Source organism: Haloferax sp. DFSO60 (genome assembly GCF_046557615.1).
Taxonomy (GTDB): Archaea; Halobacteriota; Halobacteria; order Halobacteriales; family Haloferacaceae; genus Haloferax.
Window position 1 is genome coordinate 382,808 of sequence record NZ_JBKIII010000001.1, and the last position, 12,933, is coordinate 395,740.

The window sequence follows — 12,933 nt, forward strand, 5'->3', positions numbered from 1 at the left end:
GTTCCGCCCTACTGTCGTGTATGGCAGACACGAGTGTGAGACTCCTCGATAGAGGCCGCGTCCACGCAGATATGGGCTACGTCATCGACGGCTACTCGATGGGAAGCGCCTCGAATCCGAACCCTGACCACGAGATGGCAGAGTTCGTCGTCTGGAACGCGGTTATCGACACCCCCGACCGGACGATTCTGTGGGATACTGGGTCGAATCCACGCGCTGGAGAGGGTTACTGGCCCGCCCCGCTGTTCGAAGCGTTCTCCCACGTCGATGCCGCCGAACACACGCTCGAAGCAGACCTCGACGCGGCGGGCTATTCGCTCTCGGACATCGACGCGGTGGTGATGAGCCACCTGCATCTGGACCACGCGGGCGGACTCGTCGAATTCGCCGAGACTGGTGTACCGATTTACGTCCACGAAGAAGAACTCAAGTTCGCCTACTACTCGGCGAAGACGACGAAAGGGTCGATTGCCTATCTCGCCTCCGATTTCGACCACGACCTGAACTGGAACATCATCCACGGCGAGTCGTACACGATGGAACCCGGTATTCGCCTCGTTCACTTGCCGGGTCACACGCCGGGCGTCCTCGGCGCACACATCGGAACACCGGATGGTGACGTACTCATCGCTGGCGACGAGTGTTACGTCGAAGGAAATTACGTAGAAGAGATTCCGCTCGGTCCAGGCCTGATGTGGAGCGACCGTGCGTGGTTCGATAGTCTTCAGAAAGTCAAAGAACTCGAACGACAGACCGGCGCTGACGTGTTGTTTGGACACGACCTCGAACGATTCCGGTCGTTCGGCAAAGGGTGGAACGTCTAATTAAATCATCAACTGTACGTCGGCTTCGCCCATGTGCTGGAGGGCGGTTGCCGCGCCGACGCCAGTGGTGACGCCGTCGAAGAAGTCGTCTTCGTCGTAGCCCATCAGCTCGATAGTCATCTGGCAGGCCTGGAGGTCCACGCCCATGTCGAGCGAGGTGTCGATGAGTTCCTGAATCGTCGCCGTGCCGTTGTCGGCGATTTTCTTCTCCATCATGCGCGTCGCCATCGCGTCCATTCCGGGGAGTGCGGCGAGCGCGTTTGGCATCGGCATATTCGGGTTGCCGACGGCGCTGAGTTTGAGGTTCTTCGACTTCTCCTCGTGGAGGATGTCGAGACCCCAGAACGTGTGGAAGACGACGACGTCCCACCCGAATGCTGCGGCCGTGCTGGCGAGAATCAGCGGCGGGTAGGCCATATCGAGGGTCCCCTTCGTCGCGATGATGGTCATCGACTTCTGGCCACTCTCGTCTGTCGTTTCGCGGAGGTCAGCGACCTCTTCTTGGAGGGCTTCGACCTGTGCGCGGAGTTCTTCGACGGAAGCGGTCGATGCATCCATCGTTGATTCGGTCTCTGAACTCATTCCTTCTGGACGTAGTGGACGAACAGCCGGTCGTCGCCGTCGTCGTCTTCTTCCTGGTCGAGCATTGCGACGCCGGAGGTTGCGTCGGCCCAGCCCTTCAGGTCGCTCATACTGCCGGAATCCGTCGAGACGACCCTCAGAATCTCACCGGATGAGAGGTCGTCTACGGCACCGCGTGCCTTGACGACGGGCATTGGGCAGGACAGTCCTTTCACGTCGAGCGTCTTGGTAGGTTCGTACTCACTCATTTTTGATGCTCACCTGTGTTGGGTGTAAAGCACAATATTGGCGTGATTCCTAAAAGTGTGTCGGTTCTTGGGGACAGCGTACAATACCGTTTTTGGATTGCGGAATTCGCCATTCACACACGCACAAACACACTAAAATTGGCTGTTCGAATCCGAACACCTCCACGACAGACCACTCTCCGGTGTTTGATTTCCGATTTAGTATTGCACATTTCAAGAACAGCTATCCGAACGTTTAAGTTGAGACGCACAATAGTGTGGGATACACACATGACTGTTCCCGACCTTCCGGAACTCAGTGTCGAAGCGCCCGTCATCGACCCCGAGACGCTCAAAGAGCGCATCGACTCGGGAGAAGAGCTGACTATCTTGGACACACGGATGCCAGCAGACTTCGAGTCGTGGCAAATCGACGGCGACAACCTCACCCACGTCAACGTCCCGTACTTCGAGTTCCTCGACGACGAACTCGACGAGTCCGTGTTCACCGACCTGCCCGAAGACGAAGAGTTCGTCACGCTCTGTGCGAAGGGGACTTCCTCTGAGTACGTCGCTGGACGGCTCATCCAGGAAGGATACGACGTGGTCGCACTCGAACGCGGCATGAACGGCTGGGCGGCGATTTACGAGTACACCGAACTCGAAACTGACGGCGACGCACTCGTCGCGCAGTACCAGCGCCCCTCCAGCGGCTGTCTCGCCTACCTCATCGTCGATGGCGACGAAGCCGCCGTCGTTGACCCTCTCCGCTACTTCGCCGACGAATACGTCGCCGACGCGAAGGCACTCGGTGCGGAACTCAAATACGCCATCGACACCCACATCCACGCCGACCACATCAGCGGGCTTCGGACGCTCGTCTCGGACCACGGCGTCACGGGTGTCATCCCCGACGCAGCAGAGGCACGCGGCGTCGAGTACGACCTCGACTACGAGACGATTGGCGACGGCGAGACACTCACTGTGGGCGACACAGAAATCGAAGCTATCCACACGCCGGGCCACACCTCTGGGATGACGACCTACAAAGTGGACAACGTCCTCTTCACCGGCGACGGTCTGTTCATCGAATCGGTCGCTCGCCCCGACCTCGAAGACGGAGACGAAGGTGCAGAAGACGCCGCGGGTCTGCTCTACGAGACGCTCCAAGAGCGCATCCTCCCCTACGACGACGACTCCATCGTCGCACCCGCACACTTCAGTAACGCGGCAACCCCTGCAGAAGACGGTAGTTATACCGCTACGCTGGGCTATCTCCGCGACACGATGCAGGCACTCCACATGGAACGCGACGAATTCACCGAGTTCATCCTCTCGGACATGCCGCCGCGTCCGGCAAACTACACCGACATTATCGAGTCCAACCTTGGACTTCAGTCACCCTCGGACGACCGCGCGTTCGAACTCGAACTCGGGCCGAACAACTGTGCGGCCAGCAACGACGCACTCACCAACTAGATGATGGACCCGACACCGCTCCTCGTCGAGAGTCTCTTTCCCAACGGGATTGCACACTACGCCCTCGGCGGGCTACTCATCGGACTCGGGACGGCTATCATCTACCTCGGGACTGGCATCATCGCGGGTGCGAGTACGTTCCTCGAATCGACGCTCTCGTACGTCTCGTCGGTTCCCCGGTTCAACAAGGCGAGATACGTCGCTTCCCGTGACTGGCGCGTACTCTTCACGCTGAGCATCGTCGCCGGGGCGGCCATCTACACCGTCACACTCGGTGACGGGTGGTGGGTCTCGCAAGTCCAACCGTGGCGCTTCGCCGTCGGTGGCGTCCTCGTCGGCATCGGCACCCGTATCGGCAAGGGGTGTACCTCCGGTCACGGTGTGTGCGGTGTCGGTTCTCGGTCGCCAACGTCTCTCGTCAACGTTGCGACGTTCATGCTCGTCGCAATCGGCGTCGCGCAGTTGATGGCCGCACTGGGGGTCTCGCCATGAACGACGACGAGCGTGGACTCGGCTTCACGCTGGTCGTCATTCTGGGTGGACTCATCTTCGGCTTCGGTCTCGCCTTGAGCAACATGGCGCGGCCCGAAGTCGTCCTCGACTTCCTCCAGTTCGACGACCTCGGTCTCGTCTTCGTCATGGGCGGGGCCGCAGTCGTCACTGGGACCATCTTCGCTCTCGCCGAGCGATTCGGCGGCAGCGCACCACTCACCGGCCGCGCCTACGGTCGCCGACTGAAATCGTTCGACAAGAACGTCCTCATCGGTGGGACCATCTTCGGCGCTGGCTGGGGGCTTTCGGGAATCTGTCCCGGTGCCGCCTACGCGAGCGTCGGCGTCGGCAACTACCCAATCCTCATCGCTATCGGCGGGATGTTCGTCGGTGCGTACCTCCAAGGGCTGTGGCGTGCGTGGCGAGCAGACAGCCCCACGCTCGGCACGTCTGCCGACTGACTCGGCCTCGGCCTGCCTGCAACCTCTTTTGTACCTTCTCTCCGTGAGCCGTTGCTATCGCGTTCTCACACCGAACGCTCGCTGTCACGACCGCCGAACGTGCGCACGAGTGTGTATAGTTTTGCAATTCATTCGAACGAGTGTCTTGTCATAGATAGAGGATACATATGACAATACCATTCTCAGACAACACATTTCAGGAGTTAGAGCCGTATTCTCTTGCCCAATCTATAACTTATACATATCCTACTCGATGACAGTATTGCAATTTATTCCCAAAAGCATTATGTCCTCGCTCCGGTTAGGCTGGAGTGAGCAGAAAAGTATGATATATACAATACCATATGCGTGCCCCACGGGGTACTGGTAAGATGTTTGGCATCGAGACGCTCACCGGGAGTACCCAAGCGGTCGCTCTCGTCGGTATCGTCCTCGTCGAGGCGATGCTGTTGTACGTGGGCTACGGTGCGCTGACTCGCGCGCTTGCGCCGACTATCCACAGTCTCCTCGGTGACGAGTAACCATGATGGAACTATTCGGAATGTCGGTCGCCCTCCTCGCCCTCTTCGTGGCCTTCGGCGTCCTCATCGGGGTGCTGTTCGGATTCTTCGGGATGGGTGGGTCTTTCCTCGTAACGCCCGCGCTGCTCGTGATGGGCTACCCGTCACGCGTGGCTGTCGGGTCCGGTCTCGCGTTCGTGTTCGGGACGTCCGTCATCGCGACGCTCAAACACCGTGACCTCGGGCAAGTAGACTACAAACTCGGTGTCTCGATGATTATCGGGACCACCATCGGCCTCGAAGTCGGGAAAGAAATCGTCCTCCACCTCGAAGCCCTCGGTCTCGCCGGGAACATCATCAGCACCACCTACGTGCTATTGCTCGGTGGTATTGGCCTCTTTGTCACTCGCGAGGCACTGAAGGGTGACAATGGCGGCGGTATCGACCACGACGTGGATGCAGACGCCGAAATCGACGCCGACGACATCCCAGAAATCGCCAAGAAGATTCAGGGCTATTCGCTCCCGCCGATGATTACCCTCCGCGGTGGCGTACAGGTGTCGCTCTGGATGATTCTCTTGGTCGCGTTCGCCACAGGGTTGCTCTCGGGGTTCCTCGGCGTCGGGGGCGGATTCATCCGCATGCCCGCGCTGTTCTACCTCATCGGCGTTCCCGTGCCGATTGCGGTCGGAACCGACCTCTTCGAGATTATGTTCTCGGGTGGTATCGGGTCGTTCCTCTACGCCCAATCCGGCGGTGTTGACCTCTCTATCGTCGCCCCACTCTTGGCTGGGTCGGCTCTCGGCGCTCGCGTCGGGTCCGCCGCGACCTCCATCGTGGACGAAGGAGAGATCAAGATTTACTTCGGCCTGATGTTGCTTCTCGGCGCACTCGCAGTCGCTGTCCGGCAGATTGGAAACTACCTTGGTATGGGCGTCCTCGACTACGTCAGCATGGCACTCATCCTCGGCTCTGCGTTCATGGTCTCCGGTGCGGTACTCTACAGCGCCGTGAAGTCCATTCGGGCGCGTGAATCGACCACAACCTCCACCGCAGACTAACGCCGCACTGGTTCGTCCAAACTCCGAACACCGCCCGCTCTGGGGCGTCTCGGTTCTGGGGTCGCGGACGATTCGGTGTTGCACAAAACATACAAACCCTTTTGATGGCCGAACACGTACCTCGCTGTGAAATGCCAACGTCGATGGCAGACTACCTCCAGTCCGACATGGAATGTGAGGGGCTTCTTGAGTGCCTCCACGGTCTCAAGAACCTCGACCGACAGTGCTTCCAAATCCTCGTCGATTCCGACGAAGCGCTCACTGTCGATTCGATTGCCGATGCCGTTGAGCGTGAGCGTTCGACCGCATATCGCTCCATCCAACGACTCCTGCAATCTGGACTCATTCAGAAAGAACAGGTCAACTACGAACACGGTGGCTACTACCACGTCTATCGACCGACCGACCCCGACGAAGTCGCAGACGATATGCAGCGGATGCTCAACGACTGGTACGCCAAGATGGGGTCGCTCATCCACGAGTTCCGTGACAAATACGACGAAAAAGTCGTCGTCGCCGAGTAATCACCTGAACCAGTTTGTGTGACTGAATGTCACCCGAACCAAACTGATTAGGGTCGTTATTCAACCGTAACCAATTCGTACCTTCTTCTGCGACTGTACCATGTCGAAGAGTAGAAGCAGCCCCCCGCAGACAGAGTTCGTTGAAGAGTGTCCAACGTGCGACACTCACACGCCACACGAGGTTTCGATTGAAATTCGAACCGAGAGTACGAAGCGTGAGAACGCACAGTTCTCGCGTGAACCGTACCGCGTCTCCCGATGTACGCGGTGCGGTGTGGACCGCGCACAGCGAATGAACGACGCGTAACCTCGGCCGCACGACGCCGATGGCTGACGCCCTCCAGATGCGCCATCACCCATCTCGATGACACGCTCACTACCATCAGAGGCACCCACCGTCCTCCTCGTTGACGACGACACCGCCCTCGCCGACAGTCTCGCACTGTGGCTCGAACGACGGGTTCACGTTCGAGTCGCCTATTCAGGCCGCGAGGCGCTCCAATCGTTCGATGAGGACGTGGACTTGGTTTTTCTCGACCAGAATCTTCCCGGTCTCTCGGGGACGAGCGTCTTATCCGAACTACGCCATCGGTCCGAGACGGTTCGCGTCGTCATGCTAACCGCAACTCATCACGAGGATTTGTCTGGCACGCCTGCAGATGAGATACTCACCAAACCGGTGAACAAAGAAGAACTCTTTGCGGCGGTTTCAGAGTACACTGCTGACACCTCAGAACTGGTACTCGACTGAGCTAGTCGTCTTCGACGACTGGCTCTTGGTCGCTAAAGTACGTCTCCATGAGCTTTCGCTCCGCCGTCCGAATGTGTTCGTGCAGCGTCGGTGGCGAGATACCGAGTGCGTCTGCGACTTCTTCTGCGGTACTCCCACGCGGCCAGTCGAAATAGCCAGAGACGAACGCCGTCTCTAAGACGGAGCGCTGACGCGGAGTGAGCTTGTCGTCCAAGTCGTGTCGGAACGAATCCGCAGATTTCGTGCGGCGTTCGACCTCGCGTTTTGCCACCACTTTCGTATCCGAGAACGCGCCGGTGAGGCCATCGACGATTGCACCGTGGTCGGCGTCTGGTGCGACGTGGAGGATGAACGTTCCCGACCCGTTCGAGAGTTCGAACGCTTCGATGCTCGCACCGTAGTGCATCGTCGTCACCAACATCGACGCGTCGGTCAGTCGAAGTTCGAGAACCGACTCTTCGTCACCCTCGGAGACGACACGAACAGACGAGATTTCGGAGTGTTCGGTTGCCGCGGAGACAACGTCGTCGATGGATGTTCCACGAACCGTGACGAAACACGTCGCGAACTCGTCCACTTCGGCAACGCCATCGAGCGAGAGTGAGCAACCGAGGTTCGCACACAGTCCGGCGAGTGTCCCCGAGTTGCCGCCGAGTGCAAACTCCAGTTCGACGACGCTGTCGCCGTTCAGCAGGCGTTTGCTCTCCGCGGCGTTGATTCCGTTTCCAATGGTCTCTCCGAGTTCGGTAAAGACGGCCACGTGGTCTTCGTCGAAGTGAGCGCGCTCGTCGTAGACGAAGAGTGCCCCGTACACAGTCTCTTGATACGCGATTGGGACGCACAGCGCCGCGAGTTCGAGGTCTGTGGCCTGTCCGTTGAACACGGCAGTTCGGTGTTCGTCGGGAACCGGGTCGAACACGCGGATGTCGTCGAGGGCGTGCAAGTCGAACGAGTCGGCGAGCGTCGAGAAATCGAGGTCAGTCGGGTCGTGGTCGATACCGGCGGCGGCTGTACAGCGAAGGCCACCGGAGGCGGCGCTTCGGCGTGCGACACATACACCACGGTGCGCTTCGGCGACTGCATCGCACACGATCTGTTCGATTTCCTCACGCGTGTGGGCATCGACCAGTCCTTTATCCACGGTTCGAAGCAGGTCGTTGACCTTCCCTAACCGGTCGAGTTGGCGCTCGCGGAGTTCGATTGCAGCATTGTGTTCCGAGCGAGCGGCATCGAGTTGCTGTTGGAGGTCATCGAGTACTTCGGGGTTGCGAAGTTCTTCGGCGGCGCGGTTTTCGAGTGCCTCGTGGGTCGATTCCAGCGCGAAGTAGTCCCGAACCTCACGTTCGAACCCCGAACGAACGAGGAGTTCCTCGACGGTCTCTGTCACCTGCGACTCGCTCACGGGCTTGACGAGGTACGCGTCGAAGGGCATGTCCACGATGTCCGTGTCTGGTTCGACGGCGGTCATCATCGCAACGCGACAATCGAGTTCTCGTTCCCGAATCTCTTCGAGTACGTCGTCGCCGGAGATGCTCGGCATCCGGCGGTCCAACAAGACCACATCGACGTGTTCGTCGAGTTGAGAGAGTGCTTCAGAACCACCGTACGCGGTTTCGACGACGTATCGTCCTTGATTGAGCCAGTACTGGCAGGTGTCGGCGAGGTCCTTATCGTCGTCAACAACGAGGACGACTGGCTCGGCGGCCCGCGTGGAGGGCGACTCTCGTGCCGAGCGTTCTGTTACCATCGTATCTAGCACAGTGTAACGTGGAGCCGATATATATCTGGTTATCCCACACACCAACGCGTCCCGAATAATAATTTGAGTCGTTGCCTTCCGCCCCCCGGTGCTACACCAATCTACCGATTCAGGCCCGTGGGAGCGTCACGACGAAGGTTGCACCTTCTGGGGTGTTATCGTCGATTCGGATGTCACCGCCGTAGCTCTCGACGATTTCGCGAACCAGAAACAGTCCGAACCCACTGCCAGGGTTCGAGAGTTCTTCGATGGTCTTCTCGACGATTTTTCGCTTCTGCTCGTCGGGAACGCCGGGGCCGTTATCCGAAATCCACAGTTCGACCGTTTGGTCTCCAGCGGCCGCTTCGATGCTGACTTCGGGAGCGGGTTTGTCGTTGTGCTGAATCGCGTTTTTCAGGAGGTTTTCGACAACTTCGTCCAGCAACTCGTCGGCGCGAACCGGAATCGGAGGAATCGCTCCAAGCGAGACAGTGACGTTCGGAGAGTCTCTCTCGACCGTTTCGACGCAGGATTGGACTGCCTCGCGCAGTGACCGCGACTCGAACTCCTGTGTCTCGCCTTCGACGATTGCTTTCATGAACGTCCGCATGGTTCCGACGAGTTCGGTCATCTCTTCGACGCGGTGTTGAATCGTTTCGAGGTGTTGCTCGCCGTCGTCCGCGACGAAACCTTGGAGGATATCCGCCCGCGCACCGACGACGTTGAGGCCGTTGAGTAGGTTGTGCCGAAGGATGCGGTTCATGAATTCGAGGCGTTCGCGCTCGCGCTGGAGGTCTTGTGCGTGTTCGCGCTGGGCGGTAATATCGTGGCCCTCCGAGACGAGCAGTTTCACCGCTCCATCTTCGTCGAACACCGGCGAGAGCGAGAAGTCGATTATCGCCGTGTCGTCGCTGTCGCCAGTCTCGAACTCGACTTCGTATCGGACGAACTCTCCGCTCGCGGCGTGTGAAATTGCTTCTTTGAGTGCCGCCTTCCGGTCTTCGTTTCCGTGCCACCACGGCGTCTCCCAGACGAACTGGTCGATAATCGCCGCTCGGTCGTGGTCTCCAAACTCGAGGGCAGCATCGTTCACCCGAAGGATGGTCCCGTCGGGGTCGAGCAAGCAGAGGAATTCGAACGTACTCTCGAAGATTGCGCTCAACTGTCGCCGACACTGCGTGTCGGCGTCTTCGATGGATGTCTCGATGGCGTTCATCTTCGTCGCCACAGCATCGCCGAGGCTCGAAAACGCGGATTGAACCGGGTCTGTGAGTTCGAGGCCGACGCCGGATACGACGAGAACACCGACCGTCACGTCCTCACCGACCGTCTCTCTCTCTGTCCGAAGCGGGATTGCAATCGCTGTGTGGCGGGTATCGGCGTCGGTATCGGTGTCGCTCCCCGCGAGAATCTGGTCTTCGCTGAGCGCACGCTGAATCAGCGTGTCACCGCTCGTGTCCGCCTTGGATGTCTGTCCAGAGACAGCGACCGATTCCTCTCCGTCGCGTTCTGCGCTCGCAATTGGCGACACCTCGTCTGAATCGTCGGTCGTGCCGACCCACGCCGACACGAGTACATCACCGTTGGCGACGAGTACGTCGCAGATGGTTTGGGCGAGTGTCGAGCGGTCCGTCTTCGTTTCTGTGTTGGCCACTGTTGCCAGTGCGTCGGTGACGACAGAGAGAAGCACCACACTCCGCTGGAGGTCCGCAGTCACCGTCTCGTCGATACCAGTCCCACGGTTGCCGTTACTCATCGTCGTCTGTCTTCACCTTCCCGACGCGCGAGTCTCGCTGCATACTTGCACTCGCGCACCCAGTGAACTTGTGCGTTTCCCGATGCGACATTCCCTAATTACATAGGGTGGACGCTTACCATGGTTCGCTCCCTCTCACTAAGTGGCCACAGTGACCTACCGGGTCACTCGTCGCGCCCGCACGCCATCGATATGCGACGCCCCCCTTCCGTCGTTCGACGGCGTGTCCCTGCCCAAACCCCAACTCCCTTTGGTACCTCACATCCCGAGCGACTGGTTTTACTCACGTGATTCTGAGAGATACATTCATTTCTAGATGACCCTGATTAAAGCGAAAAACAGGGTTTACCGCGCCATTTACGCCCGTTAAGCACTTACGTGCATTCCATGAAGAAGAACGAACTCATCCATCTCCACACCCTCCTGGTGGAGATTGCATCCGACTACATCGAGCGAGGAGTGGCAACACCAGAAGACCTCGTCGCGTACAACCGACTCGAAATCGGTCCGATGGCACTCCGTGCCTGTCGAGCCGACCACGAAATCGCCGTGCGAACACTCACGACGGCGCTCGCAGTCTGTGCGGCTCGTGACCTCGGCTACGACACGACGATGGTCCCCGGACAGCACCTTCTTGCTGTCCCGCCCGACCATGACGTGTCCAACACCCAGGAGAACCTTCCACCGAGCTAGATATTTTTCGCAGCGTCTCTCGTCGATGAGCGACGCCATCGCCCCGGTTCTCGAAAGTGAGAGTAGCTAAGGGACCCCCGTGTGACACACCAGTATGCGACTTGAGGACTATTGGGGTGTCGGGCCGAAGACCTCTGAGCGGCTCGAATCGGCGCTGGGAATACAGCGAGCGGTCGATGCAATCGAGTCCGCAGACGTTCGCGCGCTCGTTCGTGCTGGGATTTCGCGCGGGCGTGCAGTTCGGATTCTCAGACGTGCTAACGGGAAAGCGGGTATCGACACGCTGGCGACCCGCGACGCGAGAAACGTCTACGACGACCTGTTGACGCTCGCAAGCGAGTCGGCACTGACCGCCCACGCCGCCGACCGAATTCGTGTGTTGACGCCGCTGTCGTCACTCGATGCGCGCCGCGACCGTCTCGACCGCGTCCTCGCCGCCAGCGAAGGCTGGCAGAGACTCGACGGCGAGGCTCAACAGACGGTAATCGAGGCGTTCGAGGCGTACGACGAAGCAGGAGAAACCGAACGCGCCGCGGTCAACGCCGCGCTCGAACTCATCCGCGCAGGGCTCGACGGCGAACCGTTCGACTCGCTCGGCGATGCTGACCCCGACGCACTCCGCGATGCACTCGGCGCACTCGGCTACGTCTCCAAAGACGGGTCGGTCGAAGACGGAGCTGACGACCGACTCGATCGCTACCGAGCGCGACTCCGGAGTGCGAAGAATCTCGAATCGAACGCGTTCGACGTCCTCGATACGATTCAACAACGCGGCGTTCGCTCGCTCGACGACTTTCGCGCTGCCTTCGTCGAGTACGTCTCGCACGAAACCGACCTCACCTCGGGCGAAGTCGAATCGGCGGCCGCCGAAGACGCCCGCGACGCGACTGACTTCATCAGCTCCTCGCTCAGAAACCTCGTTGCAGAACTTCAAGAAGACGCTGACGAGCGCGAGGAGGTCGTCGCCGAAACACTCCGCGACCGGATCTGGGCCGCCCGCGACGACATCGATATCGCCGTCGAGACAGTCGAAGATGCCGCACTCTCGCTCTCGCTCGCCCGGTTCGCGGTCGAATACGACCTCACCCGCCCCGAAATCGAAGAAACCGGGGTCGCCGTCTGCGGTGCGCGTAATCTGTTTATCGACAGTCCTCAACCAATCTCGTACGCCGTCGGCGACCACACTCTCGACTGTTCGAGCGGTCCCGAACTCCCCAGTGGCGACCGCGTTTCAGTACTCACCGGAGCGAACAGCGGTGGGAAGACGACGCTTCTCGAAACGCTCGCACAAGTCGCCGTACTCGCGTCGATGGGGCTTCCCGTCCCCGCTGACTCGGCCCGAGTCGGTCGCTTCGATGCGGTCGTGTTCCACCGTCGCCACGCGAGTTTCAACGCGGGCGTCCTCGAATCGACGCTGAAGTCCATCGTTCCGCCACTCTCGGGTGACGGCCGGACGCTCATGCTCGTCGATGAGTTCGAAGCGATTACGGAACCCGGGCGCGCGGCCGACCTGCTCAACGGATTAGTGAACCTCACCGTGGACCGCGACGCCTTCGGTGTCTACGTGACGCACCTCGCAGACGAGTTGAGCCCACTCCCACCCGAAGCACGTATCGACGGTATCTTCGCCGAAGGCCTGACTGAAGACCTGGCACTGCGCGTCGATTACCAACCTCGATTCGGTACTGTCGGCAAATCCACGCCGGAGTTCATCGTCTCGCGCTTGGTCGCCAATGCCCGTGACCGGGCCGAACGAGCTGGGTTCGAGGCGCTCGCGGCCGCAGTCGGAGAACAAGCCGTTCAACAGACGCTCTCTGACGTGCGCGCGTCGAAGTAAGAGAAACC

General features: G+C 59.6%; 15 protein-coding genes. 11 read left to right on the plus strand and 4 right to left on the minus strand.

Features of this window, described 5'->3' with window-relative positions:
- Positions 1-20: 20 nt before the first annotated feature.
- Positions 21-824, plus strand: coding sequence for an N-acyl homoserine lactonase family protein (locus tag ACK509_RS01935; RefSeq protein WP_410764815.1), 804 nt, complete (start codon positions 21-23; stop codon positions 822-824).
- Here the strand turns inward: ACK509_RS01935 and ACK509_RS01940 are convergent, their stop codons facing one another.
- On the minus strand, positions 825-1,406 hold the full coding sequence (locus ACK509_RS01940) for a DsrE/DsrF/DrsH-like family protein (RefSeq protein ID WP_410764816.1): 582 nt from the start codon (positions 1,404-1,406) through the stop codon (positions 825-827).
- Positions 1,403-1,654, minus strand: coding sequence for a sulfurtransferase TusA family protein (locus tag ACK509_RS01945; RefSeq protein WP_410764817.1), 252 nt, complete (start codon positions 1,652-1,654; stop codon positions 1,403-1,405). The genes ACK509_RS01940 and ACK509_RS01945 overlap by 4 nt, the downstream gene beginning before the upstream one ends.
- A gap of 270 nt (positions 1,655-1,924) precedes the next feature.
- On the opposite strand from ACK509_RS01945, the gene ACK509_RS01950 reads away from it, so the two are divergent.
- The 8 genes from ACK509_RS01950 (at position 1,925) to ACK509_RS01985 (ending at position 6,901) form a co-directional block, all read left to right on the plus strand.
- A complete protein-coding gene (locus ACK509_RS01950; RefSeq protein WP_410764818.1) occupies positions 1,925-3,112 on the plus strand; it encodes an MBL fold metallo-hydrolase in 1,188 nt (395 codons plus the stop codon).
- Positions 3,113-3,604, plus strand: coding sequence for a YeeE/YedE family protein (locus tag ACK509_RS01955; protein WP_410764819.1), 492 nt, complete (start codon positions 3,113-3,115; stop codon positions 3,602-3,604).
- Entirely contained in the window at positions 3,601-4,065 is a 465-nt protein-coding gene (locus tag ACK509_RS01960; RefSeq protein WP_410764820.1) for a DUF6691 family protein, read from the plus strand. The genes ACK509_RS01955 and ACK509_RS01960 overlap by 4 nt, the downstream gene beginning before the upstream one ends.
- Before the next feature lie 371 nt (positions 4,066-4,436).
- Entirely contained in the window at positions 4,437-4,586 is a 150-nt protein-coding gene (locus ACK509_RS01965) for a hypothetical protein (protein ID WP_410764821.1), read from the plus strand.
- A 5-nt stretch (positions 4,587-4,591) separates the two neighbouring features.
- Positions 4,592-5,626 carry a sulfite exporter TauE/SafE family protein gene (locus ACK509_RS01970; RefSeq protein WP_410766232.1) on the plus strand — a complete coding sequence of 345 codons (1,035 nt, stop codon included), beginning with the start codon at positions 4,592-4,594 and terminating at the stop codon, positions 5,624-5,626.
- Positions 5,627-5,769: 143 nt separating this feature from the next.
- Entirely contained in the window at positions 5,770-6,150 is a 381-nt protein-coding gene (locus ACK509_RS01975; protein WP_410766233.1) for a helix-turn-helix domain-containing protein, read from the plus strand.
- 100 nt (positions 6,151-6,250) lie between these two features.
- Positions 6,251-6,457: a hypothetical protein gene (locus tag ACK509_RS01980; protein ID WP_410764822.1), complete on the plus strand. Its 207-nt coding sequence runs from the start codon at positions 6,251-6,253 to the stop codon at positions 6,455-6,457.
- A gap of 57 nt (positions 6,458-6,514) precedes the next feature.
- Positions 6,515-6,901, plus strand: coding sequence for a response regulator transcription factor (locus ACK509_RS01985; RefSeq protein WP_410764823.1), 387 nt, complete (start codon positions 6,515-6,517; stop codon positions 6,899-6,901).
- Between the two features lies 1 nt (position 6,902).
- Here ACK509_RS01985 and ACK509_RS01990 read toward each other — a convergent pair whose 3' ends face one another.
- Positions 6,903-8,648 (minus strand): bacterio-opsin activator domain-containing protein, encoded by a 1,746-nt coding sequence (locus ACK509_RS01990; RefSeq protein WP_410764824.1) that lies wholly within the window; start codon positions 8,646-8,648, stop codon positions 6,903-6,905.
- Positions 8,649-8,769: 121 nt separating this feature from the next.
- Positions 8,770-10,395, minus strand: a complete 1,626-nt coding sequence (locus tag ACK509_RS01995) for an ATP-binding protein (protein ID WP_410764825.1) — start codon at positions 10,393-10,395, stop codon at positions 8,770-8,772.
- Between the two features lie 387 nt (positions 10,396-10,782).
- On the opposite strand from ACK509_RS01995, the gene ACK509_RS02000 reads away from it, so the two are divergent.
- Both ACK509_RS02000 and ACK509_RS02005 read left to right on the plus strand, forming a co-directional pair.
- Positions 10,783-11,088, plus strand: coding sequence for a UPF0058 family protein (locus tag ACK509_RS02000; protein ID WP_410764826.1), 306 nt, complete (start codon positions 10,783-10,785; stop codon positions 11,086-11,088).
- Positions 11,089-11,182: 94 nt separating this feature from the next.
- Complete coding sequence (locus ACK509_RS02005; protein ID WP_410764827.1) at positions 11,183-12,925, plus strand: DNA mismatch repair protein; 1,743 nt, start codon at positions 11,183-11,185, stop codon at positions 12,923-12,925.
- Positions 12,926-12,933 lie beyond the last annotated feature (8 nt).

Coding starts and splice junctions, on each gene's coding strand:
- ACK509_RS01935 (WP_410764815.1), top strand. CDS start 21: ATGGCAGACACGAGTGTGAGACTCCTCGATAGAGGCCGCGTCCACGCA.
- ACK509_RS01940 (WP_410764816.1), bottom strand. CDS start 1,406: ATGAGTTCAGAGACCGAATCAACGATGGATGCATCGACCGCTTCCGTC.
- ACK509_RS01945 (WP_410764817.1), bottom strand. CDS start 1,654: ATGAGTGAGTACGAACCTACCAAGACGCTCGACGTGAAAGGACTGTCC.
- ACK509_RS01950 (WP_410764818.1), top strand. CDS start 1,925: ATGACTGTTCCCGACCTTCCGGAACTCAGTGTCGAAGCGCCCGTCATC.
- ACK509_RS01955 (WP_410764819.1), top strand. CDS start 3,113: ATGATGGACCCGACACCGCTCCTCGTCGAGAGTCTCTTTCCCAACGGG.
- ACK509_RS01960 (WP_410764820.1), top strand. CDS start 3,601: ATGAACGACGACGAGCGTGGACTCGGCTTCACGCTGGTCGTCATTCTG.
- ACK509_RS01965 (WP_410764821.1), top strand. CDS start 4,437: ATGTTTGGCATCGAGACGCTCACCGGGAGTACCCAAGCGGTCGCTCTC.
- ACK509_RS01970 (WP_410766232.1), top strand. CDS start 4,592: ATGGAACTATTCGGAATGTCGGTCGCCCTCCTCGCCCTCTTCGTGGCC.
- ACK509_RS01975 (WP_410766233.1), top strand. CDS start 5,770: ATGGCAGACTACCTCCAGTCCGACATGGAATGTGAGGGGCTTCTTGAG.
- ACK509_RS01980 (WP_410764822.1), top strand. CDS start 6,251: ATGTCGAAGAGTAGAAGCAGCCCCCCGCAGACAGAGTTCGTTGAAGAG.
- ACK509_RS01985 (WP_410764823.1), top strand. CDS start 6,515: ATGACACGCTCACTACCATCAGAGGCACCCACCGTCCTCCTCGTTGAC.
- ACK509_RS01990 (WP_410764824.1), bottom strand. CDS start 8,648: ATGGTAACAGAACGCTCGGCACGAGAGTCGCCCTCCACGCGGGCCGCC.
- ACK509_RS01995 (WP_410764825.1), bottom strand. CDS start 10,395: ATGAGTAACGGCAACCGTGGGACTGGTATCGACGAGACGGTGACTGCG.
- ACK509_RS02000 (WP_410764826.1), top strand. CDS start 10,783: ATGAAGAAGAACGAACTCATCCATCTCCACACCCTCCTGGTGGAGATT.
- ACK509_RS02005 (WP_410764827.1), top strand. CDS start 11,183: ATGCGACTTGAGGACTATTGGGGTGTCGGGCCGAAGACCTCTGAGCGG.